Origin of the sequence: Stenotrophomonas sp. DDT-1 (assembly GCF_001580555.1) — a bacterium.
Classification (GTDB): Bacteria; Pseudomonadota; Gammaproteobacteria; order Xanthomonadales; family Xanthomonadaceae; genus Stenotrophomonas; species Stenotrophomonas sepilia.
The window spans coordinates 1-24880 of the sequence record NZ_LEKR01000047.1 but is presented as its reverse complement, the minus strand read 5'-3'; the positions used below and the strand labels follow the sequence as shown (position 1 = coordinate 24880).

The following is a 24880-nucleotide window of genomic DNA, read 5'->3' as shown; positions in this document are numbered from 1 at the left end:
CGGGCTGGCCTGGGCGATCACAGGTATCGCAACCACCGCAGATCGCGCCTTCGCGCTTTGAACCGCGCGAAGGCCCGCGTCGGCGGGTACAGCACCACCGCCAGCACACAGGCCACCAGCAGCAGGCCGGCGACCGAATCCAGCGCGTACAGGTCACCGTGTGTCGGGCCCCAGATTGCCAGCGCGCCCAGGTACAACCCCTTCAGCACATACAGGTGCAGCAGGTAGAAGAACATCGGCGCAGCGCCGATATCGGCCAGCGGCTGCAGTGCCCGCGCCAGCGGCGGCCATTCGTACAGCCGCAGCAGCAACATTCCCACCCCCAGGGTCAGCAGCAGGAACTGCAAGGACGGCGGGTATTTGGTGACATTGAAGATGCTCAACCACGTGCGCAGCGTGGTGGTCTGGTACGACCAGGGGGCGTCCCCGTACTGGTTGGCGAACCGCAGCAATGCGAACAGGGCCAGCGCGCCGACGCCTGTCCACAGCAGCCAGCGCTGGCGCTGCTCCGGCGCGCGCTCGCGGGCGAACCAGGGCCCCATCAGATAACCCAGTGCGATCACCCCGATCCACGGCAGCACCGGATAGGAGGTACGCAGGCGCAGCGCGCCAGCCTCGATCCAGTCGCGCTGATGCAGCACTTTCCACAGCACCGCCAGCAGGCCATTGCCTTGCACCCGCATGCCGTCGAACAGGTTGTGCCCGGCCACCACCGCGATTGCCAGCATCAGCAGGGCCGGGCGTGGCAGCCATAGCAGGCCGGCCAGCGCGATCATGCTCAGCCCGATGGCCCAGATCACCTGCAGGTACAGCGTGTCCGGCGGCAGCTGGAAGGTCCAGGCGAAGTTCACCAGGGTCAGTTCCAGCACCACCAGGAACAGCCCGCGCTTGAGCAGGAACGCGGCCGTGGCCCGGCGCGGATCCGCCTGGCGCTGGCCGTACAGCCAGGCCGACAGGCCGGTCAAGAGGACGAACACGGGTGCGCACAGGTGGGCCAGCAGGCGGCAGGCGAACAGCGCAGGAGAGACTGTCGCTGCATCCATCGGGTCGCTCACCTGGTGCTGCAGGAAGAAGGTCTCGCGCACGTGGTCCAGCAGCATCAGCAGCATCACGGTGCCGCGCAGCTGGTCGATGGAGGCCAGGCGAGGGGAGGGGGAAGGGGGCATGCGATGCAGTAAGAACAAGGTATCATTAAGATATAACATATCATTTGCGGTGCGCCCATCCGGACTTTGCCGGGTCGGTCGATTGCCGGGCCACGTGTTGGCCCGTTGCGCTGCAGCGCACGCCCCCATCCTTTGGCACGCTGGACTTGATCTGCCCTGAACGCTAGCGTGCAAGGGATTTTTTGCCAGCAGGGGCTTCCATGAACCACGACGCTGCGCCCAAGCAGCTCACCTTCCGCGCGGTGGCCCTGGCCATCGTGCTGGCGGTGGTGCTGTCGGCCGCCAACGCCTACCTCGGCCTGTTCGCAGGCCTGACCATCGCCACCGCCATTCCCGCCGCGGTGATTTCCATGGGCGTGCTGCGCCTGCTGGGCGGTGGTTCCATCCTCGAGAACAACATCGTGCAGACCGGCGCCTCGGCCGGTTCATCGATCGCCGCCGGTGTGATCTTCACCATCCCCGCGCTGGTGATCATGGGCTACTGGCCGGACTTCAAGTACTGGTGGGTGCTGGGCATCGCCGGCCTGGGCGGCCTGCTGGGCGTGCTGTTCTCGGTGCCGCTGCGCCGTTCGATGATCGTTGAAGACCCGCTGCCGTTCCCGGAAGGCAAGGCGGCGGCGGAAGTGCTCAAGGCCGGTGAGAACCCGGGTCCGGGCCTGAAGATCCTCGGCCTGTCGGCGGTGATCGGCGCCTTCGTCAAGCTGGCTGCGGAAAGCGGCATGCGCCTGATCCCGGACGCCTGGGCCACCTCGGCCTATGTCGGCAGCTCCAAGGTCACCGCCTTCATCGGCACCAACCTGTCGCCTGCACTGCTGGGCGTGGGCTACATCGTCGGCCTCAACGTCGGCATCGTGGTGGTGTCCGGCTCGATCCTGACCTGGCACATCGCCATTCCGATCTACCAGGCGTTCTTCATGAACACCGATCCGGCGCTGGCCGCATCGGTTGCCGCAGCTTCCTCCACCGAGGCCGCGTTCGCCATCTGGGGCGCGAAGATGCGCTACCTGGGCGTTGGTGCGATGCTGATCGGTGGCATCTGGACCCTGATCTCGCTGCGCAAGTCGCTGCTCAACGGCGTCAGGAGCGGCTTCGCCGCGGCCCGCAAGAGTGGCGGCCCGGTGCTGGCGCATACCGAGCGCGACCTGCCGATGAAGTGGATGCTGGTCGCCCTGGTGGCGTTCGTGCTGCCGCTGCTGGCCCTGTATCAGGCCATCGTCGGCCAGTGGCACGTGTCGATCCCGATGACCCTCATCATGATCGTCGCCGGCTTCCTGTTCGTCTCGGTCTCGGCCTACCTGGCCGGCCTGATCGGTTCGTCCAACAACCCGGTCTCGGGCATCACCATCTCCACCATCCTGTTCGCCTCGGCCGTGCTGGTGGTGCTGCTGGGCGCTGACGGCCTCAAGCCGGTCGGTACCGGCGGTGCGCCGCTGGGTGCGGTGGCCGCGATCATGATCGGCGCGGTGGTGTGCTGCGCCGCTGCGGTCGGTGGTGACAACCTGCAGGACCTCAAGGCCGGTTACATCGTCGGTGCCACCCCGTGGAAGCAGCAGCTGATGCTGGGCATCGGTGCGTTCTCGTGCGCGCTGATCATGGCCCCGGTACTGAACCTGCTGGCCACTGCCTACGGCATCGGCGTGAAGTCCGAGCTGCACCCGAACGCGCTGGCTGCGCCGCAGGCCAACCTGATGGCCTCGGTGGCCAAGGGCCTGTTCGGTGGTGAACTGCCGTGGACCTTCATCGGCATCGGTGCCGTGGTCGGCGCCGCCATCATCGCCTTCGACAGCTGGTTGAAGTCGCGCAACGCACGCTTCCGCGTGCCGGTGCTGGCCGCCGCCATCGGCATCTACCTGCCGCTGGAACTGATGGTGCCGATCTTCCTCGGTGGCCTGATTGCCCACCTGGTGGAGCGCTTCCACAAGGTGCGCGCCGATGACGAAGAAGGCCGCGACCGCGTGCACAAGCCGGGCGTGCTGTTTGCCGCCGGCCTGATCACCGGCGAGGCGCTGATGGGCATCGCCATCGCGATTCCGATCGTGGTCAGCAGCCGCGCAGACGTGCTGGCGGTGCCGTTCCACCTGCCGGGCGCACAGTGGATCGGCCTGGCCGTGCTGTTCCTGGTCGGCTGGCTGATCTACCGCACCGGCAAGTACGCCAAGGCGTAAGGGGCGGGCTCTGACCCTGGGTTCAACGGGTAGTGCCGGCCGCTGGCCGGCAACCACGGAACCTCCAAGGGCCTTGGTGTTGCCGGCCAGCGGCCGGCACTACCGCAAAACCCAGCTTCGGCGGGGTTTGCTGTTTCTGGCGATTGCCCGCCCGCAGCCATGACCGATGGCCTTGGCAGCCCCGGCCGCACGGGCCTAACATCGGTTTTTTGCCGTCCTGCGGAGACCCCGATGAAACTGCGTCATGCCCTGCTGCCACTGAGCCTGCTGGCCGCCCTGCCCAGCGTCGCCGCTGCCCGCGGCCTGGAAGTCCGCGACATGGTGGCCATGGACCGCGTCTCCGCGCCGGTACTGACCGCTGACGGCGGCACCGTGGTGTTCGCCAAGCGCAGCGTGGACGCCAACCTGAAGGCCTCCACGGCGCTGTTCGCGCGCAACCTGCGCACCCGCGACGCAGCGCCGCCGAAGCAGATCACCCCGGCCGGCTGGAACGTCAATTCCGCTTCGCTGTCGGCCGATGGCCAGACCGTGTATTTCCTCAGTGCCAGGAACGGCAGCCAGCAGCTGTACGCGCAGCCGATCAGCGGCGGCACGCCGCGCCAGCTGACCGACTTCCCGGTCGACGTGGACAGCTACCGTGTGTCGCCGCAGGACGACCGCGTGTTGTTCAGCGCCGGCGTGTTCCAGGCGTGCGCCTCGGACCTGGCCTGCACCGAGAAGAAGCTGAAGGAAAAGAAGGACGCCAAGGCCAGCGGCCAGGTGTGGGATTCGCTGTTCGTGCGCCATTGGGACACCTGGAACGACGGTCGCCGCAACACCCTGTTCGTCGCTCCGCTGCCGGCAGCCAAGGCCGGTGTGGTCAAGGGCGCTTCGGCGCTGAGCGCGACCATCGATGGTGATGCGCCGTCCAAGCCGTTCGGCGGCAATGACGACTTCGTTTGGTCGCCGGACGGCGCCAGCGTGGTGGCCAGCATCCGCGTGGCCGGCAAGCAGGAGCCGTGGTCGACCAACTTCGACCTGTACCGCTTCGACGCCGCCGGCAAGCAGGCGCCGGTCAACCTGACGGCCTCCAACCCGGCCTGGGATGCCGGCCCGGTGTTCAGTGCCGACGGCAAGACGCTGTTCTACCGCGCGATGAAGCGCCCGGGCTTCGAGGCCGACCGCTTCGGCCTGATGGCGATGGACGTTGCCAGCGGCAAGACCCGCGAGATTGCCCCGCAGTGGGATCGTTCGGCCGGTGGCATCACGCTGTCCGCCGACGGCGCCAGCATCTACACCACTGCCGATGACCTCGGCGAACACCCGCTGTTCCAGATCGACGTGGCCAGCGGCAAGGCCACCAAGCTGATCGGCGACGGCAGCGTGACCGCGGTCGACGTGGCCGGCAACAGCGTGGCGATCACCCGCAACAGCCTGAAGAGCAACGACCAGGTGCTGGTCGGCCTGCTGCCGGGCACGGGCGAAGCCATCGGCGAACTGCGCGCGCTGACCCCGGCCGCAGGCGAGGTGCTGAAGGACGTGTCCTTCGGCGACTACGAGCAGTTCGAGTTCAAGGGCTGGAACAACGACACCGTGCACGGCTACGTGGTCAAGCCGCACAACTACCAGGAAGGCAAGTCCTATCCGGTGGCGTTCCTGATCCACGGCGGCCCGCAGGGCAGCTTCGGCAATGGCTGGAGCTACCGCTGGAACCCGCAGACCTACGCGGGCCAGGGCTACGCGGTGGTGATGATCGACTTCCATGGCTCCACCGGCTATGGCCAGACATTCACCGATGCGATCAGCCAGCACTGGGGCGACCGCCCGCTGGAAGACCTGCAGAAGGGCTGGGATGCGGCGCTGAAGAAGTACGCCTTCCTCAACGGTGACAAGGCCTGCGCGCTGGGCGCCAGCTACGGCGGCTTCATGGTCAACTGGATCGCCGGCAACTGGAACGGCCCGTTCAAGTGCCTGGTCAACCACGACGGCGTGTTCGACCAGCGCATGATGGGCTACGCCACCGAAGAACTGTGGTTCACCGAGTGGGAGCAGGGCGGCACGCCGTACCAGAAGGCCGCCAACTACGAGAAGTTCAACCCGGTCAACCACGTGGCGGACTGGAAGAAGCCGATCCTGGTCATCCACGGCCAGCAGGACTTCCGCATTCCGGTCGAGCAGGGCCTGGCCGCATTCACCGCCGCCCAGCGCCAGGGCATCGAATCGAAGTTCCTGTACTTCCCGGATGAAAACCACTGGGTGCTGAAGCCGAACAACAGCATCCTGTGGCATGACACCGTCAATGCCTGGCTGAAGCAGCACATCGGCAATTGATGATTGCAGCGCCGCCCTTCGAGGCGGCGCTTTTGTCTCCGCCGGTGGGTGCCGACCGTTGGTCGGCACACCTTCGCCAACAGCAGCCGAGCATGGCTCGGCTCTACAAGAGCCCCTGCATGATCCAGAACGACATCGTCGTCTTCGGTTTGATCGCCGCCACCCTTGGCGCCGTGTTCTGGACCGCCTCGCGGGAGCAGGGCCTGTGGAAGCGCGTCTACACCTTCGTGCCGGCACTGCTGCTGTGCTACCTGATTCCCGGCATCTACAACACCGTCGGCCTGATCGACGGGCAGAACACCCGGCTCTACAACCCGATCGCGCGCGACATCCTGCTGCCGGCGGCGCTGATCCTGCTGACCCTTGCGGTCGACATCAAGGGCATCCTGCGGCTCGGCCCGAAGCTGGTGCTGATGTACCTGGGGGCCTCGGCCAGCATCATGCTCGGTGCGGTGGTGGCGTTCCTGCTGATGCGTGCCGTGCATCCGGAAACCGTGGCCGGCGACACCTGGGCCGGCATGGCCGCGCTGGCCGGCAGCTGGATCGGTGGCGGCGCCAACATGCTGGCGATGCGTGAAGTGTTCGACGTCAATGCGACCACCTTCGGACAGTTCGCGGTGGTCGACGTGGGGGTCGGCTACGTATGGATGGCCGCGCTGATCTTCCTGGCCGGGCGCGCGGCGAAGATCGACGCGCGCAGTGGTGCCGATACCTCGGCCATCGATGAGCTGAAGGAGCGCATTGCGCGCTTCCAGGCCGAACACGAGCGCATTCCCAGCCTCACCGACCTGATGCTGATCGTGGCGGTGGCCTTCGGCGGTGTCGGCCTGGCTCACGCCATTGGCGCACCGCTGGCGGCGTGGTTCAAGGCGAATGTCAGCTGGGCTGCGCAGTTCAGCCTGGACGCGCCGTTCGTGTGGGTGGTGGTGCTGTCGACCACGCTCGGCCTCAGCCTCAGTTTCACCCGTGCGCGCAACCTGGAAGGTGCGGGCGCATCGCGCCTGGGCTCACTGCTGCTGTACTTCCTGATCGCCTGCATCGGCATGCAGATGGATCTGCTGGCGCTGCTGGATCGCCCGTGGCTGTTCCTGCTGGGCATCATCTGGATCAGCGTGCACATCGTGCTGCTGTGGTGCCTGGGCAAGCTGCTGAAGGTGCCGTTCTTCTATTTCGCCATCGGTTCGCAGTCGAACATTGGTGGCCCAGCCTCGGCGCCGGTGGTGGCCGCGGCGTTCCATCCGGCCCTGGCGCCGGTCGGCGTGCTGCTGGGAACGATGGGTTATGCCACCGGCACGTACCTGGCCTACATCGTCGGCATTACCTTGCGGACGCTGGCCGGGCAGGGGTGATTGTGCACGGGGCGATGGGGCAGATCCTGTAGAGCCGAGCCCGCGCTCGGCTGCATCTGTATTTGTGCAGGTGACAGCGAAGAGCAGCCGAGCATGGGCTCGGCTCTACAGTAGATCCACGCCATGCGTGAATGGTGCGTACCAAGGTCCGCACCCACCAGCGGCGGTTACGCCGCCTGCAGCAATCCGCGTTCGATCAACCACGCCTTCGCGTCCTCGGCGTCCTGCTCGAACCACGCCTTCGTGGACCCCAGCCGATACGTATACCCCCAAGCATCCATGTCGGCCATCAGCCGCTGGCTGCCGACACCGGGCAGCTGCCCGGCCAGCACGATCTGCAGGTAGCAGGTCGCGTCTTCCTCGGCCACCGAGTCGGTGGCGTCGGTATGCACCTGCGCACGCCGCTCCGGCGGCAGCACGATCAGGTGGCAGGCTTCGTGCAGCATCGAGTGCACGGGCGTGTCATCGCGCACGTAGACGTTGCTGGCGATGATGCCGGCCTCTGGCTCGCCCCAGTAACTGCCGGGAATCGGTTCGCCGGGCGCCACGTGGTGCAGCCGAAGGCCATGCGCGGCGAGCAGGCGCTGCGCGTCGGCGAAGGCGATGTCGCCCACGCAGGTGATGTCCACGGCGGTTGTCGTATCGGTCATGCGGGTCAGGCAGCCCCGCCCATGCAGGCACGGGCGGGGCAGGGGATCAGGGTTTGTCCGGGCCTTCGGGCAGCGCCACGGAAATGTCCAGCACGTCGTGCTGGCCATCCTTCACCAGGTCGACCTTCACCGCATCGACGTCGATGTTCACGTACTTCTTGATCACTTCCAGCAACTCGCGCTGCAGCAGCGGCAGGTAGTCCGGGCCACCGCGGTGGCTGCGTTCCTGCGCGATGATGATCTGCAGGCGGTTCTTGGCGGTTTCGGCGGTGGTCTTCTTCGCTTTGAGGAAATCAAACAGGCCCATGCTTACCCTCCGAACAGCTTGCTGAAGAAGCCCTTCTTCTCGACGTTGGTGAAGCGCATCGGGCGTTCTTCGCCGAGGATGCGCGCGACGGCGTCTTCATAGGCCTGGCCGGCAGCGGATTCGACATCCAGGATGACCGGCTCGCCCTTGTTGGAGGCGTTGAGCACGTCGCCCGACTCCGGAATCACGCCGATCGCCTTCAGGCCGAGCACTTCCTCGACGTCGGCGATGCTCAGCATCTCGCCGCTTTCCACGCGCACCGGGGTGTAGCGGGTCAGCAGCAGGAAGGCCGGCACGTCCTGGCCGGACTCGGCCTTGTGGGTCTTCGAGTCGAGCAGGCCGATGATGCGGTCGGAGTCGCGCACCGACGACACTTCCGGGTTCACCACCACCACCGCGCGGTCGGCGAAATACATCGCCAGGAAGGCGCCCTTCTCGATGCCGGCCGGGGAGTCGCAGATGATGTAGTCGAAACCGTCGGCGGCCAGGTCCTTCAGGACCTTGCCCACGCCTTCCTGGGTCAGTGCGTCCTTGTCGCGGGTCTGCGAGGCGGCCAGCACGTACAGGTTGTCAAAGCGCTTGTCCTTGATCAGGGCCTGCTTGAGGGTGGCTTCGCCGTGCACGACGTTGACGAAGTCATACACCACGCGGCGTTCGCAGCCCATGATCAGGTCGAGGTTGCGCAGGCCGACGTCGAAGTCGATCACCGCCACCTTCTTGCCGCGCCGCGCCAGGCCGCAGGCCAGGCTCGCGCTGGAAGTGGTCTTGCCGACGCCGCCCTTGCCGGAGGTGACTACGATGATTTCAGCCAAAGGACTTCTCCTGATGATTCTGTTTGGGGGCTGCGTCAGTCCAGCGCAGCGATCTTGATCTGGTCCTGTTCCAGCCAGACCTGCACGGCCTTGCCGCGCAGGTTGTCCGGGACATCGTCCAGTACCTTGTAATGGCCGGCAATGGCGACCAGTTCCGCATGGAAATCACGGCAGAAAATGCGTGCCGCGGTGTTGCCCTGGGCCCCTGCCAGCGCGCGGCCGCGCAGGGTGCCGTAGATGTGGATGCTGCCATCGGCGATGACCTCGGCGCCGGCGCCGACGGTGGCCATCACGGTCAGGTCGCAGTTTTCCGCGTACAGCTGCTGGCCCGAACGCACGTTGCCCAGCTGCATGCGGCCCGGCTTCGGTGCAGCCGCGTCGGCCACCTTGGCCACCGGCGTTGCCGGGGCGGGCTTCGGTTCGGCACGGGCTGCGCGGCGCGGCTCCGGTGCAGGCGGCGGCGGGGCCGGTTCGGCCTCGGCACGCTCGTACTGCGCGCGGAACTTGGCCAGCAGCGGCAGGCCGAGCTGCTGCGAGAGCAGGTCGATCGCGCTGGTGCCATAGGCCAGCGCCACCGGCAGCACGCCGGCGCTGCGCAGGCCATCGACCAGCGCCTGCGCGGTGGCCACATCCGGCACCTGGCTCAGGCCGCCGAAGTCGAGGATCACCGCGGCGCGGCCGAACAGCTTCGGGGCGCGGGTCACGCGCTCGCGCATTTCCTGCACGAGGCGTTCGACATCAAGGGTACGGATGCGCAGGTTGGCGATGCCCACCTGGCCGATCTTCAGTTCACCGGCTTGTTCGTAATCGAAATTCACCGCCACGCTCAGGTCCCCGTAGGCCGCTGTGCCTGCGCCGGCAGCTGCCGTGCGCGTGTCCATGCCACATCCGGCAGCTTGCCGCCGTAGGTCTCCTTGACCCAGGGGTAGCTGCACAGTTCCTTGGCCAGCATGCTGGCGCGCACATCGACCTGCGGCATCGTGTTCTGGCCCAGCTCGCGGAAGCCGAAGCTGCCGTGGAAGAGCAGGGCGGCATCGGCGCCATGGTCGAGGAAGACTTCGCAGGTCATCTGCGGGTAGCGCAGCTCGGCGAAGCTCTGCGCGTCGGCATAGAACGCACGGCCGACGCCGCCGCCACGACGGCGGCTGGCGACCACGATGCGGTCGATATAGAAGAACGGGGTGTCCAGCTGCTGCTTGAACCAGGCGAAATTGCTGCTGTCGTGCTGGCTGTCGCTGCCAAAGCCGATCAGGAAGCCGGCCAGGTTGCCGTCGCGCTCGGCGACGCGGAAGTATTCAGCGGTTTCATAGAACAGGCGCAGGCGGGCCGCATCCAGGGGAAGGATGGCCAGGCCAGCATTGTTGTTCAAAGCCAGGACGGAATCGAGCTCGTGCTCGCGCACGTCGCGGATGACAATCGACATTGTGACTCCGTGGGGTAACGCGGTTGGTCCATCAAGGGACCCTGCGCACGATTATTGCATGCCCGGGGTGGGCTGCGGCATGAACAGGCGACCGCAGGGGCATGACTTCCGTGGGAGTGCGCGACGCAGGCCAGACTCGTAGAGTGCTGGCATGTTGGGAGTCCTCAGCCATACCCGCGTCCTCCGCCTGGCCGGCCTGTTCACCTGGGTCATGGTCGGCCTGCCGCTGGCGTACTCGCAGTTCGAGAACCTGCACAGCCGCGCTGACATGGGCGGCTGGGCGATCCTGCTGTTCGTCGCCTACCTGTCCTTCGGCACGGCCTACTACTGGCTGACCCGCATCCTGCGCAGCGACAGCCACACCAGCTGGCTGGACCGCGGCCTGCTGCTGTTGCTGACGGTCTCGGCGCTGGGGGTCAGCTTCCTCAGCGGGTCGGGCCTGGGCAGCATCCTGATGATGGTGGCCGCCGGGGTCATTCCGTGGATGCTGTCGGTACGGCTGGGCGTGCTGTGGCTGCTGGTCAGCCAGCTGGCCGTGGCTCCGGTCTATTACCTGCTGCTGCGCTTCCCGCTGTTCGAAGCGGTGATGCAGTCGCTGCTGTATGGCGGCTTCTCCATGTTCATCTTCGTGACCAGCCTGGTCGCGCGGCAGCAGACCGAGGCCCGCGACGAGCAGCGCCGGCTCAATTCGGAACTGCGCGCCACCCGCGCCCTGCTGGCCGAGAGCGCGCGGGTCAACGAACGCACCCGCATTTCGCGCGAACTGCATGACCTGCTGGGCCACCAGCTGACCGCGCTGACCCTGAACCTGGAGGTCGCCGGGCACCTGGCCGAGGGCCAGGCCCTCGATCACGTGAAGCGCTCGCACGCGCTGGCCAAGCTGCTGCTGGGCAACGTGCGCGAGGTGGTGAGCCAGCTGCGCGAGACCGGCGCGATCGATCTGGCTGCGGCGCTGCGCCCGCTGACCGAGAACGTGCCCTCGCTGGACATCCAGCTGGAGATCGAGGATCCGCTGAACGTGGAGGACCCGCAGCGGGCCCACGTACTGCTGCGCTGCACCCAGGAGATCATCACCAACGCGGTGCGCCATGCCAGTGCCCGCCACCTGTGGATCAGGGTGTACCGTGAAGCCCCCGATCGGGTGGTGGTCGAGGCCCGCGACGACGGCGTCGGCGCGGATATGGTCAATGTGGGCAATGGCTTGCGCGGCATGCGCGAGCGCCTGCAACAATGTGGTGGCCAGCTGCAGATCGAAACCCGCCCCGGTGAGGGTTTCCGGCTGCGGGCGACCGTGCCGGCAACGGTGCTGGTGGCGGCCCTTACCAAGGTTCCTGAAGGAGTGCGTTGATGATTCGCGTCTGCCTGGTCGACGACCAAACCCTGGTGCGGCAGGGAATCCGCTCCCTGCTGGCGCTCGACGACGGCATCGAGGTGGTGGCCGAGGCCGGCGACGGCCGGCAGGCAGTCGAGCTGATCCCCCAGGTACGCCCCGACGTGGTGCTGATGGACATGCGCATGCCGGTGATGTCAGGGCTGGAGGCCCTGCAGGTGCTGTCGCGGCAGGAACAGCTGCCGCCGACCATCATCCTCACCACCTTCGACGACGACCAGCTGGTGCTGGCCGGGCTCAAGGCCGGTGCCAAGGGCTACCTGCTCAAGGACGTCACCCTGGCACAGCTGGTCGGTGCCATCCGCACCGTGGCCGACGGAGGATCGCTGGTGCAGCCGGCGGTAACCCAGCGCCTGCTGTCCGGCCTGGAGCACATGCGCAATGAATTCGTCAGCCTGGACCGCCCGGACCCGCTGACCGACCGCGAGACCGAGATCCTGCGGCTGATGGCCAGTGGCTTCTCCAACAAGGAGATCGCCAATTCGCTGGGCGTCGCCGAGGGCACCATCAAGAACCACGTGTCCAACATCCTTTCCAAGCTGGGTGTGCGCGACCGTACGCGTGCCGTATTGAAGGCGTTCGAACTCCAGCTGGTCTGATAAAAAATCTTTCAAGTACAAAGACTTGGGTCGTAGTCCGGGGTTTCCGCCAAGGTTGCCCCCTACTTGCCGGGTAGCGGTATGCGTTACCCTTCGAATCCTTTGTCCATACAAATACGCAGCCGGCAGGGAAACCGGTGCGCCAATCCCGATAAACAATGCCCGCGAAGCCTGCTAGGATTGGCGCTTCGCTTCAATCAACCCGGCCGTGGGATCGGCCCCGGAGACTCTCTGAATGACCCGTATTATCGAGTTCCTGATCGCCTTGGGGATCGTGGCTGGCCTGTTCGTCATCATTGGCGTATGTCTGCCGGGCGAGCGTCACATCACCGAAAGCATCGAGACCAACCGCAAGATGACGATCGTGTACGACACGGTCAGCAGCCTGCGCCGCTTCAAGGACTGGAACCCGCTGGTACTGCGCGATCCCGCCGTTGACCTGAAGCTGTCCGGCCCGGCCTCGGGTGTCGGTGCCACCCTCGACTTCACCTCCAAGGACCTGGGTACCGGTTCCTGGAAGATCACCGAAGCCGAAGAGAACAAGCGTGTTGTGATCGCCATCGAGGACGCCACCAAGGGTCACGACAAGGTCACCACCTTCAACCTGGAGCCGACCGGCAAGGGCGGTCGCAACGTCAAGATCACCCAGGACTACTCGGTGAAGTACGGCTTCGACCTGTTCGGCCGTTACGCCGGCCTGTATGTCAGCCGCCAGATCGGCGACGACATCAAGATGGGTCTGTCGCGCATGGCCAACATGCTCGCAACCGTGCCGAACGTGGACTACCGCACGCCGGAAGCCCCGCTGACCGACCTGGCCATCGTTGAAGTGCCGGCCGAGAACCTGCTGGTGGTCAACGCCGGCAACGTGGACCGCGGTCAGGACACCATCACCAAGTCCATCAAGGACAACCAGGAGTGGATCAAGCGCGTGATGGAGGCCAATGGCCTTGAAGCTGCCGGTCCGTTCCGCATCATCACCACCGACTTCGGCCAGGAGAAGTACGCCTTCGACATCGCCCAGCCTGTGAAGAAGAAGGGTGCTGAAGGTGCTGCTGCCGACGAGCTGACCGTCAAGATCGACGGCGGCGCTCCGGTCAAGTACGTGCACGTTGCTCCGCACCGTTCGGCGCATGCGGCCTACACCGGCCACATGGCGGGTCTGGACGTGGCGCGCAACGGCCTGCGTGCCTGGGCCGTGACCTCGGGCAACGAAGTCATCGACCGTCCGTACGAAACCTGGAAGGACGGCATCGACAAGTCGTTCACCCCGGAAGGTACCTACGACATCTACTGGGCCGTCAAGTAATCCCCGGCTGACCCATGTAGTGTTGGACACGAAAACGCGCCGCTCATTGCGGCGCGTTTTTTTTCCATCCGGCGCCCGTCAAGGGGCGCTGCGCAAGGAGCCCTCATGTTCAATCTGGAACGTCGCGCACGTAAGCCTTCCCTGCTGGCCTGCCTGGGGGCGCTGTTGGCTGCCGCCTCGATCGGCCTGTCTGCCTATGCATCGCATGGCGTGGCCGACCCGTTGGCGCAGCAGCATCTGAACATGGCGGCGCTGTATGCGTTCGCGCATGGCGCGGTGCTGGTGGCGCTTGGGCCGCGCGCGCAGGGGGCGATCGCACACCTGGCGCTGTACGTGCTGCTGCTGGGTGTCCTGCTGTTTTCCGGCAGCCTGATGGGTGGGGCGTTGTGGCAGTGGCCGACGCGGATGGCGCCGATCGGTGGCACCAGCATGATGGCCGGATGGGTGTTGCTGGCGATCAATGCGTTGAGGCGGTGAGGGTCGCAGGGCTGTCGCTCCGATCCATGCCGATGCGATCGTGATGGTTCATGGGCGTTACTTTTCTTTTCGCGCGAAAAGAAAAGTAACCCAAAGAAACGCGCCGCCGGCCGCGAGCCGGTGCTGTGCACCGGTCCCCTGCGCTCCTCGGCCCGTCGAGGGGCGGTGCGGAGAGCAGCCGAGCGTGGCTCGGCTCTACAGAATCGCACGCACCTCTTCGCCCTCACCGGACCTGCGGTGCTCGGCTCGCTTGAAGGCGGACCCAACAGCCGCGCGCTGATCCCTTATAGAGGCTTCGAGCGAAGCGACCGGCTTCTGTCTTTGCCTTCTTGTTCCATCTCGGGGTGGGCGCGCGCGGAATCCGCCCGGACAGCTCCATGAATTTCGCCCTGCGACCGTCACGAGGGGCTCAGCCGTTGGCCGGTTTCCAGCACCAGTGCCACGGTTCGTAGACGATGCCGTGCGGGTTGTCACGCGGGTAGCTCAACCGGAAGCCGTGCCCAGCGGCATGGGCCTGCAGCCAGGCGAACGCGTCGGTGGCTTCAAATGATTCCTCGGCCGGGGCATCGCCCGGCGTGCCGATGTCCAGCGCGTGGCCGCTGTGGTGTTCACTGAACCCCGGCGCGGCATTCACCTTCAGGATCTCCGTCACGCTCAGCCCGCGCGCCCGTTTCCGTTCGAAGATGCCCAGCTGGTAGGCATGGCTGCGGAAGCCAGAGATTGCATCCAGTGCGATGCCATCGCGCGCTGCATGCAGGCGCATCCGCCGCCAGCCCTGTGCAGCGCCGCGGCGCAGCCACAGCGGGCGGGCGAAGCGGTCGCGCCCAGCGAAGTGCAGCAGGCACGGTTCGGGTTCCAGCGGCAGGCCGCTGTCGTCGACATAGCGCTGGGCATCCAGGCCGAGCTGCTGCAGGCGCTGCTGCAGCCCGGCGAGGGGCAGCCACTGCGCTTCCAGATTTGCACCGAATGGCCGGGCCGCGGCTGCATCCAGCAAGGCCAGTGCTTCCTCGGCCCCGGGCTCGCGCGCCAGGCGCGGCACGATGGCGTGCACGCCGTGTTCCACCACCGCCGCCAGGTAACGGCCATCGCATTTGCGCCGCAGCACCCAGTTCGCTCGTGACAGCAGGCGCGCGTCGAGATTGCTGCGCGCACGCAGCAGGTCTGCGGGCCACAGTTCGATGGCTTCGGTATTGATCAGCAGGGGCAGGCGTCGTTGCATCGCCGCAGCTTACTGCCGCGGGCCCGGCACGGCCACCTTGCGCAGTGCTTCCAGCAGCGCCTGTGGCCGATCGAGACTGAGCAGCAGGGTGCTGCCATCGCGGACCGGCAGGGCGAGGACGCGCGCGCGGTTGGTGACCAGCGCGAAGCCCTTGGCACCGCCCTGCAGGCGAAAGTGGCCGGAATAGAAGCCCGGCATTGCGTAGCCGTTGGTCTTGAAGCGGATGCCATAGCGGGGGTCACGCTGCAGGTCGACCACCTCGGCCTGGTCCAGCCGCAGCTGCGCCACCGGAACGCGGCGGCGGTACATCGTCGAGCGCACATCCAGCACGTTGTCGGCCAGTTCCACCCGGCGACGGAAGAATGCTGCGCCCAACCCGATGCCGAGTACCGCGATCACCAGCAGACTCCAGGCGGCACTGCCGCCCATCCGGAACCAGGGCGGCGACAGCGTTACTTCGATCCAGGGGGCACTGGCCGGCGTCTTGTACAGCTGCGCATACAAGCAGGCCACGAAGGCGGCGAGCAGGGGCAGCACGATCCACAGCACGCGCAACGGCGAGCTCTCGGCCACCTCGTACTGTTTCGGATCGCTGGCGCCCATGGCTCAGGCCTCCTTCTTGAACACCAGCATCGCCGGGCGCATCGGTGCGGGGATGATGATGTTGACCAGCTCCCAGCCCAGTTGGCCCTGGCGGCTCAGTTCGCTCTGGATGTCCTCGGCCTTGAGCAGGCCCATCATGGACGTCTTGACCTCGATCGTCTGGTAGCTCCAACGCTTGCTCATTCCTTGTCCTCCGAAGATGGCGTGGGTTTCGGCAGGCGTCCTGCCTTGCGCAGGGCGTCGCGCAGCACGTATTCGATCTGTGCGTTGAGGCTGCGCAGCTCGTCGTCAGCCCAGCGTTGCGCGGCGGCCAGGACGTCGGCATTGATGCGCAGCGGGTAGGCTTTCTTCTCACTCATGCAAGCTCCTGGCGGGGCGGTGGGGCGCCCCGTTGCGAGGGTGGTTCAGTACAGCGAACCGGCGTTGACGATCGGCTGGGTGCCGCGGTCCGAGCACAGCACGGTCAGCAGGTTGCTGACCATGTGCGCCTTGCGTTCCTCATCCAGCTGCACCACGCCGTTCTTCTGCAGTTCGGCCAGGGCCATTTCAACCATGCCGACCGCACCGGCCACGATGCGCGTGCGTGCAGCGATCACTGCGTTGGCCTGCTGCCGCTGCAGCATCGCCTGGGCGATTTCGGCGGCGTAGGCGAGGTGGCTGATGCGTGCGTCGATCACCTGCACGCCAGCGTCGGCCAGGCGTTCGGCCAGCTCGTTCTTCAGGTGCTGGGAGATCTCGCTGGCATGGCTGCGCAGCGCCAGCTGTCCCTCCTCGTGCTGGTCGTAGGGATAGCTGGTGGCCATCGCGCGCAACGCCGATTCGGACTGGATGTGCACGAAGCTTTCGTAGTCGTCCACGTTGTAGACGGCCTCGGAGGCATCGACCACCTGCCAGACGATGACCGCAGCGATCTCGATTGGGCTGCCGTCCAGCTCGTTGACCTTCAGCTTGCCGCTCTCGAAGTTGCGCACGCGCTGGCTGACCCGGCGCTTGGCATAGAAGGGGTTGTTCCAGCGCAGGCCGTTGTCCTTGACGGTGCCGACGTACTTGCCGAACAGGCTCAGCACCGCCGCCTGGTTGGGCTGGATGGTGTACAGGCCGGCCAGGATGAAGACCGCAGCGAAGATCACCAGCATGCCGGCCAGCATCAGCAGCAGGTTCGGTGAGCCGGAACCGGTCCTGGTCGTCGCCCCGAGTACGAACAGTGCGGTACCCGCCAGCGCGACCAGCAGGGATCCGGCCAGGGTGCCCAGGCCGTTGAGGGAGGCAAGCGACTTCTCTTTCATGGCGGTACGTCCTTGAGGGTTCGAATTGAAGATATCAAATTGATATCACTTGTCGACTACCGTTCGTCGGATGCCATGGTCAGGGTGCGCGGCCAGCTAGAATGCCCACCCGCCTTCACGTCGCTGCTGGAACCGCCATGGCCAAGCTTGGAACTCCGTTGTCCCCCTCCGCCACCCGCGTGCTGCTGCTGGGCTCGGGCGAACTTGGCAAGGAGGTGGCCATCGAGCTGCAGCGGCTGGGCGTGGAAGTGATCGCCGCTGACCGCTACGCCGATGCCCCGGCCATGCAGGTCGCCCACCGCTCGCACGTGATCGACATGCTCGATGCGATGGCGCTGCGCGCCCTGATCGCCCAGGAGCAGCCACATCTGGTGGTGCCGGAGATCGAGGCCATCCATACCGAGACCCTGGTCCAGCTGGAGCAGGAGCAGGGCCTGCGGGTGATCCCGACCGCACGCGCCGCGCGCCTGACCATGGACCGCGAGGGCATCCGCCGCCTCGCCGCCGAAACCCTGGGCCTGCCGACCTCGCCGTACCGCTTCGTCGATACCGAGGCCGAATACCGCGCTGCCGTGGCCGCCATCGGCCTGCCGTGCGTGGTCAAGCCGGTGATGTCGTCCTCGGGCAAGGGCCAGAGCACGCTGCGCAGCGAAGCGGACATCGCTCCGGCCTGGGACTACGCACAGACCGGTGGCCGCGCCGGTGCCGGTCGCTGCATCGTCGAGGGCTTCATCGATTTCGATTACGAGATCACCCTGTTGACCGTGCGCCACGCCGGCGGCACCTCGTTCTGCGCCCCGATCGGCCACCTGCAGAAGGACGGCGACTATCGCGAAAGCTGGCAGCCGCAGCCGATGTCGAGCGCGGCACTGGCGCGTGCCGAAGAGATTTCGCGTGCGATCACCGACGACCTTGGCGGCTGGGGCCTGTTCGGCGTCGAGCTGTTCGTGAAGGGCGACGAAGTGTGGTTCAGCGAAGTGTCGCCGCGCCCGCACGATACCGGCCTGGTGACGCTGGTATCGCAGGAGCTGAGCGAGTTCGCGCTGCACGCGCGCGCGATCCTCGGCTTGCCGATTCCGGTGATCCGCCAGAGTGGTCCGTCGGCGTCGTGCGCGCTGTTGGCACACGGCGAGGGTGTGCCGTACTTCAACAATGTCGCCGCCGCGCTGCAGGTGCCGGATACCGCCGTGCGCCTGTTCGGCAAGCCGAGCGTGCATGGCCACCGCCGCGTCGGTGTGACCCTGGCGCGCGCGGAAACCATCGACGAAGCACGCGCCATCGCGCGTGATGCCGCCGACGCCATCGGCGTCGAACTGCGCCCGTAAAACGATAGCGCCGGGCCATGCCCGGCGGGAATCTTCTGTAGAGCCGAGCCCGCGCTCGGCTGCTTTTCCATGTGACGCTTTCAGCCCGACAATGGATTCAAGTATTCAGTCTTGCGCGGTCTACCGGGGCGCTATTGAGCGCCGAATGACGCTGTTGGAGGATTTGCCGCAAAGCAGGTAAACGCTTCGCCGCACCTTCGAACTGAAAAGTGACATCTGGTTGAGCGTCAGAATCCTGCGTGTTTTATTTTCTGACGGATGAATGCCAAAGACACCTCAGGAGAAGGCTTGGACGAGCGACTTACATCAGCGCTACCTGCCTTGTATCACCGAATTGGCCAATCACTGATTGATGCCGTGCCTACCGACCAATGCGGGATCTGGCTGAACGTCGAGATCATCAAGAATGCCTGGTCGGGTTGGGCGTTCTACCGCAAGCCGTCAGGCTCATACGGCTATCTAGAAATTCCAGATGATGCGGAAGCAGCGCTTCTGGAGATGCATCAGCTCTTTGCGAAATGGCACCATGCACTCTGGACGAGTTTGACGTTTCATCTGGATCCAGAGAACAAGATGGAAATCGAGCTCGGATATGAGCAGCTTTCCGAGGATGAGTTCATCGATTCCCTGGGTCGGGAGCAGGCTTGGCAGGACCGCTGTCTCGGGGCTGACGCTCAGATTGACTGGCAGAGCTACTAAGCTTGGTTGGTTGCAGTAGCCGAGCATGGGCTCGGCTCTACAACATCTTCAGCAACCGGTGGCGCCGGGTGATGCCCGGCGGCTGCGCCGGTTACGGCTTCACGTCCACCCACACCAGATGGTGGTCGCTGCCGTCGGCGATCTTCGCTTCCGGGCTTTCATTGGCCGGCCAGAAGATGCCGCTGCCCACGTATTCGAAGCCGGTCGAGGGCAGCACGTAGTCCAGGCGCATGGTGCCGGACTTCGGCCCGAAATCGCCGGTGGCGTGGAACGGCGCGCCCTTGCGCTCGATGCCCTTGGCCGCATAGGCCAGGCTGGTCTGCTCGCCGCCGACGCTGCGCGGGGTGGGGTAGCGCAGCACGCGCGCGTTATCGATCAGCTCGACGATCGCCTCGTGGCGGCCATCGCCATCGACCGGGTCGTTGTTCAGATCGCCAAGGATCACGAAGCGCGCGTCCTGCGCCAGGCCGCCACACTGGCCCTTGTCGTCGCACAGCCAGGGCTTGTCACCCTTGGACAGGTATTCCTGCCACAGGCGCAGTTCGTCGTGGTTACGTGCCGCGTTGCGCTTTTCCGGGCCGTCGAACACCGGCGGGGTCGGATGCGAGACCAGCGCGTGGACCACGCCGCCCGGGGTCTTCACCGGTACGTCCCAATGCGACTTCGACGACAGGCGCAGCTGCGACCACACATGATCGTTGTAGAAGCTCTGGCCGGTACGCGGGTCGACCGGGCGGATCGCACCGGGCATCGCGCTCCACTTCAACAGCTGGAAGCTGCGTACCTTGGTTTCATCGATCGGGTAGCGCGACAGCACCAGCATGCCGTACTGGCCCGGGTGCAGGCCGTAGCCCCACGCATCATTGCCACGGCCGCGGCCTTCGCCGCCGACCACGCCGTTGTTGTCCAGGTCCAGGCCGCTGGGCACACCTGTGTTGACCGGCGCCAGGTAGCGGTAGGCAAAGTGCAGCGGCTTGCCGCCGCCGGGCTGGGCGACTTCCAGGTAGCGCTTCTGGAACAGGTCGGCGGCGCGATGGGCATCGTCGAAATCGAATTCGTTCAGCAGCACCAGGTCCGGGCGCACCTGCTGCAGCACGGCGGCGATCTTGCGTGCGTGCTCGCTGTCGCCCTCCAGTTCCTTGATCAGGCCACCGGCATCATCGGAGTACAGCGAAGTGTTGTAGGTGGCCAGGCGCAGCGCAGTGGACGGCTTCTCAGTCATCGCGGGGGACGTGGCAAAGGCGGGGACGGTGGCGCCGCAGAGCAGGGCCAGGGCGAGGATCAGGGGTTTGGCGTTCATCCCCCTATTCTGCACCCGGCCCGGTGTCAGCGGTTTGTCAGCGCCCGTCCAGTTCGTTGTCGAAATCGTGCCAGCGGCGGCCGTCGTAGGCCTCAAGGGGATGGAAGCGGCGCTTGTAGTCCATCTTCTGGTGCCCGCGGATCCAGTAGCCCAGGTACACGTGCGGCAGCCCCTCGCGGCGCGCCCACTCGATCTGTTGGAGGATTGCGAAGGTACCCAGCCCGCGCGCGGCGTGGTCCGGGTCGAAGAACGTATAGACCGCCGACAGGCCATGCTCGGTGACGTCGGTCACCGCCACCCCCAGCAGCTGGCTGGGCTGGCCGTCGTGGCCGGGCAGGCGCATCTCCATGAAGCGGGTGTGCGACCAGCTGCCGATCAGGAACTGCTCGAATTCGTGCGGGCCATGGTCGTCCATGCCGCCATTGGCGTGGCGGTGGGTGAGGTAGCGGTGATACAGCGCGAACAGGTCGTCACGGGCGGTGGCGGCGGTGATCCGCACCTCCAGGTCGTCATTGCGGGCGGCACAGCGGCGCTGGCTGCGGTCCGGGGCGAAGCGCGCCACCGGGATCCGCACCGCCACACAGGCCTGGCAGTGCGCGCAGTGCGGCCGGTAGACCAGGTCGCCGCTGCGGCGGAAGCCCCAGCTCAGTGCCAGCGGGTACAGGCCACCCAGCCGGCGATCGTGCGGATCCAGCACCAGGTCGCGCGCCACCCGGTCCGACCAGTACCCGCAGGGGTGCTCGCCGGTCTGGAAAAGTCGCAGTTCGTCGTCTCTGTCGCCATGTATCGCCATGGGCACAGCATAGCCCCAGCCTGTCGCAGAGGCGGCGACTGTCCGGCGGATGAATGGAATCGGCAGTGGCGTCAACCGACGTCGCGCCCGGGCGTTGTTGTCCCCCGAGGGTGAAGTGATCACCCCGACGCTGTTCCCATCCCCAGGAGTGACCTCATGATCCGTACCCCCCTGCTGCTGGCCCTGCTGCTGGGCACCTCCGCTTCCGGAATCGCGCTGGCCGCCGACACCCCGGCCATGCCGGCGCAGCGCCCGGCCAAGCTGGACACCAATGGCGACGGCGTGATCGACCGCAGCGAGGCGGCTGCCAATCCGCGCCTGGCCGCGAAGTTCGACGAGCTGGACAAGAACAAGGACGGCAAGCTCTCGCGCGATGAGCTGCCGCGCTGGCAGCATGGCCGCCGTGGCCACGGCGGTGAGCGCTGGGCCAGGCTGGACGTCAACAAGGACGGCCGCATCAGCCGCGACGAGGCCAAGGCCGATCCGCGCCTGGCTGCGCGCTTCGACCGGCTCGACCTCAACAAGGACGGTTACCTGGACAAGGCCGACCGCGAGCTGCGCATGAAGCAGCATCGTGATGCCTGGTTCGCTGCCGCCGACACCAACAAGGACGGCCAGCTGAGCAAGGCCGAGTTCGACGCAGCGAAGGGCCCGATGCACGGCGGCCCGCGCCAGGGCGGTCCACGCGATGGCGGCGCACCGAAGCCGCAGCGCTGAGCGTCAATGCGGTGATCGGAGACAACGCCGGCGCAGTGCCGGCGTTGTCGGTTACAGGTGGCCGTTGCGCATCAGCACATACACCACCAGGGCGATCACCAGCAGGTTCGCCCCGATGATGCCGGTGCGACCGTACATGGATTCGAATTTCCAGTTGGTTCCGCGGCGCCCACGCCGCGCCGAATCGCGCGCGATCATCGGCGCCATCACCCGTTGCAGCGGCACCAGGCACTGGTAGTTGACCACACCCAGGCCCAATGCCAGCAGCAGCATCTGGCTCCAGATCGGCGCCTGCAACAGTGCCGCCAGCAGCATCGCCAGGCACCAGACCAGGCCTGTACCGGTGTTGAGGCGGACAAAGTGCCGAACCTGCGCGCGTTCGCGTTCGGTCTCGGTATAGGACATCAGGAAGCGTGCACCGAGGTAGCTGCCGATCGCGCCGCCGGCGACACCGGCGAGGATCGCCCCCCAGCTAGCCACTGGCAGCACATGCAGTTGGCCGAGCGTGGCGGTCAGGGTGCCCATTGCGGTACCACCGGCTACGCTGGCGCCGCCCAGGCCGAGCTTGCTGCCACCGATGCCGACGCCGGTGCCGAGCAGGATCGCGGCGCTGGCGGTGCCGGGCGCGGCCACCAGCATCATCGACACCACGGCGGTGGCGAAGGCGGCGCTCGGCGCGCTGCTGCGGGCGAATTCACCGAAGCGCTGCAGCAGGCCGTCGCGCACCAGCGCGCGCGCGCGCGACAGGCGCTTGCGCACGGCGGCGTCGCTGAGCCCGAGCAGGTCGGCCACCTGCTGCGAGCGCTGGCCTTCGCGGTAGTACAGCAACAGGACTTCGCGGCTGTCGGCGGGCAGGGTGGAGATGATGTCCTCGGCGGCGATTTCTTCCTCCACCCGCTGCAGGCGATCGGCTGCGCCCGGGGACGGATCTGCGGCCATGCCCATCGCCACCTCGGCCGCCTCGCCGGTCAGTGGACGGCCACGCTGGGCGCGCAGCCAGTCGCGGGCCAGGTTGCGGGTGATCTGCCGCAGCCACGGCAGGAAGCTGGTCGCGCTGCGTAGCTGGTGCAGCTGCTGCCAGCCCTTCACAAAGGCCTCCTGGGCGATGTCCTCGCTGGCCTGGCGGTCGCGGGTGATGGCCAGCGCGATGGCGGTGACCGTGTTCTGGCAGGCCAGCACGATGCGCCCGTAGGCGTGCTGGCAACCGCTGGCGGCGGCGGGCAGTTCGCGTTCCAGGGTCTGGTCGATCGATGCGGCGAACGTCGTCATGGCGGCGGCTCTCCTGCTGGGATTGTGTCCCATGACGGAGCCGCGCGCGAAGTGTGACCGCAGATGCTGATGCATCTGCGGTCCGCGCATTCCACCTCATCCCCGCGCCGTTGGCGCGCCCCCTTGAACAACAAGGGGGGGCCAATCCTGACGGGTTACGGTGAAGTCGCGGCCCTGCTGACAGGCCGCTGCGCTCGCCGGGCATGGCCCGGCGCTACCGCCTCTTACTTGGAGGGCTGGATGCGGACCCGGACTTCGTCCTCTTCCGGGGCGGCCTGCGGTGCCGGTTGCGCCTGCTGCGGCTGGGCCTGCGGGGCGGGTGCCGGGGCACCACGATGGCGCAGGCCGATGACCAACGCCACGCCAGCAATCACCACCAGCAGGGCAATGCGGATGCGCCAGGCCCAGCTGCGGCCGCCGCTGCCCGGTTCCGCCGCGTCGCGGAAGGCGAATTCAGCGGTGGGGTGGTCGCGGCGGGTAGTGTCGAGCAGGCGCGCCTCGCGCAGGATTTCGCGCGCGCGCGGCTGGTCGTCGGCACGCACGATCCATACCGCCGGATAGGCGTTGGCGTTGCCCAGGTCGGTATAGCTGAACTGGCCGCGGCGACGGGTCTTGTACGAGCGCCCGTTGGTCACCTTGACCTCGATGCCATGCCCGCGCAGGAGCTCGGCCACGCCTTCGACGGTTTCCACGCGCTGGCTGCTGAAGATCTGGCGCATGGGTTTACTCCTTGGCCGGCACGGCAGTGGCCGCGGCCTGGTCAGGAACGACGCGGATCAGGCCTTCCTGCGCGGTGCTGGCCACCAGCACGCCGTTGCGGGTGAAGAACTGGCCGCGGGCCAGGCCGCGCGAATCCTGCGCGCTGGGGCTGTCCAGCGAATACAGCAGCCAGTCGTCTGCGCGGAACGGGCGGTGGAACCAGATTGCGTGGTCGAGCGAGGCCATCTGCACGTGCGGGTGGTAGTAGCTGATGCCGTGCGGGAAGGTTGCCGTGCCCAGCAGGTGGAAGTCGGAGGCATAGGCCAGCAGCGCCTGGTGCAGCTCCGGTGCATCGCCGACCGGCTCGCTCAGGCGCAGCCACACCTGGTGGTAGGGCGGGCGCTTGGGCGGGTTCAGTTCGTCGCGCGGGTAGACGTGGCGGAACTCGAACGGGCCGCCACGCGACAGCCAGCGCTGCACCTTGATCGGCAGTCGCTCCAGCACTTCGGCCGGCAGCGGCCGGTTCGGTTCGATGTCTTCCGGCTGCGGCACTTCGGGCATCTTGTGCTGGTGCTCGGCGCCGGTCTCGGCCTGCTGGAACGAGGCCGCGCAGAAGAAGATCACCTTGCCGTGCTGGATCGCGGTGACCCGTCGCACTGAGAAGCTGCCGCCATCGCGGGTGCGGTCCACGTCGTAGACGATCGGGTGGTCGATGTTGCCGGCGCGCAGGAAGTAGGCGTGCAGCGAGTGCACGTGGCGGCCGTTGTCGACCGTGGCCTGCGCCGCAGCCAGTGCCTGGCCCAGCACCTGCCCACCGAACACGTACTTGGTGCCGATGTCGCGGCTTTGCCCGCGGAACAGGTTGTCCTCCAGCCGCTCCAGCGTGAGCAGGTCGATCAGCTCGGAGACGACGGGTTCGGGCGTGTCGTTCAAGGGGGGCGGCCACAGCAGTGAAGAGGCCCCGATTATACCGGTCAGGGGTCAGATCCCTTTCGCTTGGCGAAAGGGATCTG

The 24880-nt window shown here is 66.6% G+C and carries 26 protein-coding genes; 10 read left to right on the top strand and 16 right to left on the bottom strand.

All coding sequences use genetic code 11. The features are described from left to right. Nucleotides 1-17: 17 nt before the first annotated feature. Nucleotides 18-1166: a DUF1624 domain-containing protein gene (locus tag AB839_RS17865; RefSeq protein ID WP_061480391.1), complete on the bottom strand. Its 1149-nt coding sequence runs from the start codon at nucleotides 1164-1166 to the stop codon at nucleotides 18-20. 200 nt (nucleotides 1167-1366) lie between these two features. Here AB839_RS17865 and AB839_RS17860 point away from each other — a divergent pair, with 200 nt between their 5' ends. The 3 genes from AB839_RS17860 to AB839_RS17850 all read left to right on the top strand — a co-directional run bounded on the left by AB839_RS17860 (nucleotide 1367) and on the right by AB839_RS17850 (nucleotide 6990). Continuing rightward, entirely contained in the window at nucleotides 1367-3331 is a 1965-nt protein-coding gene (locus tag AB839_RS17860) for an oligopeptide transporter, OPT family (protein ID WP_061480390.1), read from the top strand. Nucleotides 3332-3562: 231 nt separating this feature from the next. After that, on the top strand, nucleotides 3563-5641 hold the full coding sequence (locus tag AB839_RS17855) for a S9 family peptidase (RefSeq protein WP_061480389.1): 2079 nt from the start codon (nucleotides 3563-3565) through the stop codon (nucleotides 5639-5641). 119 nt (nucleotides 5642-5760) lie between these two features. Beyond that, a complete protein-coding gene (locus AB839_RS17850) occupies nucleotides 5761-6990 on the top strand; it encodes a DUF819 family protein (RefSeq protein ID WP_061480388.1) in 1230 nt (409 codons plus the stop codon). Nucleotides 6991-7157: 167 nt separating this feature from the next. Here the strand turns inward: AB839_RS17850 and AB839_RS17845 are convergent, their stop codons facing one another. Genes AB839_RS17845 through AB839_RS17825 form a run of 5 tightly spaced genes read right to left on the bottom strand, consistent with a single transcriptional unit; the run spans nucleotide 7158 to nucleotide 10182 of the window. Next, on the bottom strand, nucleotides 7158-7640 hold the full coding sequence (locus AB839_RS17845) for a hypothetical protein (protein WP_061480387.1): 483 nt from the start codon (nucleotides 7638-7640) through the stop codon (nucleotides 7158-7160). 46 nt (nucleotides 7641-7686) lie between these two features. Further along, nucleotides 7687-7947: a cell division topological specificity factor MinE gene (gene minE, locus AB839_RS17840; RefSeq protein WP_005408532.1), complete on the bottom strand. Its 261-nt coding sequence runs from the start codon at nucleotides 7945-7947 to the stop codon at nucleotides 7687-7689. Nucleotides 7948-7949: 2 nt separating this feature from the next. After that, on the bottom strand, nucleotides 7950-8759 hold the full coding sequence (gene minD / locus AB839_RS17835; protein ID WP_006424120.1) for a septum site-determining protein MinD: 810 nt from the start codon (nucleotides 8757-8759) through the stop codon (nucleotides 7950-7952). Nucleotides 8760-8794: 35 nt separating this feature from the next. Continuing rightward, nucleotides 8795-9640 carry a septum site-determining protein MinC gene (gene minC / locus AB839_RS17830; protein WP_061480386.1) on the bottom strand — a complete coding sequence of 282 codons (846 nt, stop codon included), beginning with the start codon at nucleotides 9638-9640 and terminating at the stop codon, nucleotides 8795-8797. Continuing rightward, entirely contained in the window at nucleotides 9586-10182 is a 597-nt protein-coding gene (locus tag AB839_RS17825) for a GNAT family N-acetyltransferase (protein ID WP_005415684.1), read from the bottom strand. The genes minC and AB839_RS17825 overlap by 55 nt, the downstream gene beginning before the upstream one ends. Nucleotides 10183-10333: 151 nt before the next feature. On the opposite strand from AB839_RS17825, the gene AB839_RS17820 reads away from it, so the two are divergent. The 4 genes from AB839_RS17820 (at nucleotide 10334) to AB839_RS17805 (ending at nucleotide 13957) form a co-directional block, all read left to right on the top strand. Then, entirely contained in the window at nucleotides 10334-11530 is a 1197-nt protein-coding gene (locus AB839_RS17820) for a sensor histidine kinase (protein WP_061480385.1), read from the top strand. Continuing rightward, a complete protein-coding gene (locus AB839_RS17815; protein WP_006424175.1) occupies nucleotides 11530-12171 on the top strand; it encodes a response regulator transcription factor in 642 nt (213 codons plus the stop codon). The genes AB839_RS17820 and AB839_RS17815 overlap by 1 nt, the downstream gene beginning before the upstream one ends. 235 nt (nucleotides 12172-12406) lie before the next feature. Further along, nucleotides 12407-13480 carry an SRPBCC family protein gene (locus tag AB839_RS17810; RefSeq protein WP_005415686.1) on the top strand — a complete coding sequence of 358 codons (1074 nt, stop codon included), beginning with the start codon at nucleotides 12407-12409 and terminating at the stop codon, nucleotides 13478-13480. Between the two features lie 105 nt (nucleotides 13481-13585). Then, nucleotides 13586-13957, top strand: a complete 372-nt coding sequence (locus AB839_RS17805; RefSeq protein WP_061480384.1) for a DUF423 domain-containing protein — start codon at nucleotides 13586-13588, stop codon at nucleotides 13955-13957. 409 nt (nucleotides 13958-14366) lie between these two features. Here AB839_RS17805 and AB839_RS17800 read toward each other — a convergent pair whose 3' ends face one another. From AB839_RS17800 to AB839_RS17780, 5 genes are read right to left on the bottom strand one after another with little or no spacing between them, the layout of a single operon-like run. Continuing rightward, a complete protein-coding gene (locus AB839_RS17800) occupies nucleotides 14367-15176 on the bottom strand; it encodes a M15 family metallopeptidase (RefSeq protein WP_061480383.1) in 810 nt (269 codons plus the stop codon). Nucleotides 15177-15185: 9 nt separating this feature from the next. Then, nucleotides 15186-15779 (bottom strand): PH domain-containing protein, encoded by a 594-nt coding sequence (locus AB839_RS17795; RefSeq protein ID WP_061480382.1) that lies wholly within the window; start codon nucleotides 15777-15779, stop codon nucleotides 15186-15188. A gap of 3 nt (nucleotides 15780-15782) precedes the next feature. After that, a complete protein-coding gene (locus AB839_RS17790; RefSeq protein WP_005415690.1) occupies nucleotides 15783-15962 on the bottom strand; it encodes a DUF4177 domain-containing protein in 180 nt (59 codons plus the stop codon). Continuing rightward, the gene (locus AB839_RS17785) at nucleotides 15959-16138 is read right to left on the bottom strand and encodes a hypothetical protein (protein WP_005415691.1); all 180 of its coding nucleotides are present in this window, start codon (nucleotides 16136-16138) and stop codon (nucleotides 15959-15961) included. Before AB839_RS17785 ends, AB839_RS17790 begins: the two co-directional genes overlap by 4 nt. A gap of 45 nt (nucleotides 16139-16183) precedes the next feature. Continuing rightward, nucleotides 16184-17065, bottom strand: a complete 882-nt coding sequence (locus AB839_RS17780; protein ID WP_061480381.1) for an SPFH domain-containing protein — start codon at nucleotides 17063-17065, stop codon at nucleotides 16184-16186. A 137-nt stretch (nucleotides 17066-17202) separates the two neighbouring features. On the opposite strand from AB839_RS17780, the gene purT reads away from it, so the two are divergent. Further along, nucleotides 17203-18390 (top strand): formate-dependent phosphoribosylglycinamide formyltransferase, encoded by a 1188-nt coding sequence (purT, locus tag AB839_RS17775; protein WP_014646362.1) that lies wholly within the window; start codon nucleotides 17203-17205, stop codon nucleotides 18388-18390. Nucleotides 18391-18678: 288 nt separating this feature from the next. Continuing rightward, nucleotides 18679-19089, top strand: a complete 411-nt coding sequence (locus tag AB839_RS17770) for an immunity protein YezG family protein (protein WP_197467695.1) — start codon at nucleotides 18679-18681, stop codon at nucleotides 19087-19089. Nucleotides 19090-19180: 91 nt separating this feature from the next. Here AB839_RS17770 and AB839_RS17765 read toward each other — a convergent pair whose 3' ends face one another. Together AB839_RS17765 and AB839_RS17760 are read right to left on the bottom strand one after the other, a co-directional pair. Further along, the gene (locus AB839_RS17765; RefSeq protein ID WP_061480379.1) at nucleotides 19181-20389 is read right to left on the bottom strand and encodes an endonuclease/exonuclease/phosphatase family protein; all 1209 of its coding nucleotides are present in this window, start codon (nucleotides 20387-20389) and stop codon (nucleotides 19181-19183) included. 37 nt (nucleotides 20390-20426) lie between these two features. Continuing rightward, nucleotides 20427-21182, bottom strand: a complete 756-nt coding sequence (locus tag AB839_RS17760; RefSeq protein ID WP_061480378.1) for an arginyltransferase — start codon at nucleotides 21180-21182, stop codon at nucleotides 20427-20429. Nucleotides 21183-21338: 156 nt separating this feature from the next. Between AB839_RS17760 and AB839_RS17755 the strand changes: the two genes are divergently transcribed. Then, nucleotides 21339-21899: an EF-hand domain-containing protein gene (locus AB839_RS17755; RefSeq protein WP_061480377.1), complete on the top strand. Its 561-nt coding sequence runs from the start codon at nucleotides 21339-21341 to the stop codon at nucleotides 21897-21899. Nucleotides 21900-21950: 51 nt separating this feature from the next. Here AB839_RS17755 and AB839_RS17750 read toward each other — a convergent pair whose 3' ends face one another. The 3 genes from AB839_RS17750 to tesB all read right to left on the bottom strand — a co-directional run bounded on the left by AB839_RS17750 (nucleotide 21951) and on the right by tesB (nucleotide 24800). Next, nucleotides 21951-23168, bottom strand: coding sequence for a sigma-70 family RNA polymerase sigma factor (locus AB839_RS17750; protein WP_061480376.1), 1218 nt, complete (start codon nucleotides 23166-23168; stop codon nucleotides 21951-21953). 224 nt (nucleotides 23169-23392) lie between these two features. After that, nucleotides 23393-23887 (bottom strand): hypothetical protein, encoded by a 495-nt coding sequence (locus tag AB839_RS17745; protein WP_061480375.1) that lies wholly within the window; start codon nucleotides 23885-23887, stop codon nucleotides 23393-23395. Nucleotides 23888-23891: 4 nt separating this feature from the next. Continuing rightward, the gene (tesB, locus tag AB839_RS17740) at nucleotides 23892-24800 is read right to left on the bottom strand and encodes an acyl-CoA thioesterase II (protein WP_061480374.1); all 909 of its coding nucleotides are present in this window, start codon (nucleotides 24798-24800) and stop codon (nucleotides 23892-23894) included. Nucleotides 24801-24880 lie beyond the last annotated feature (80 nt).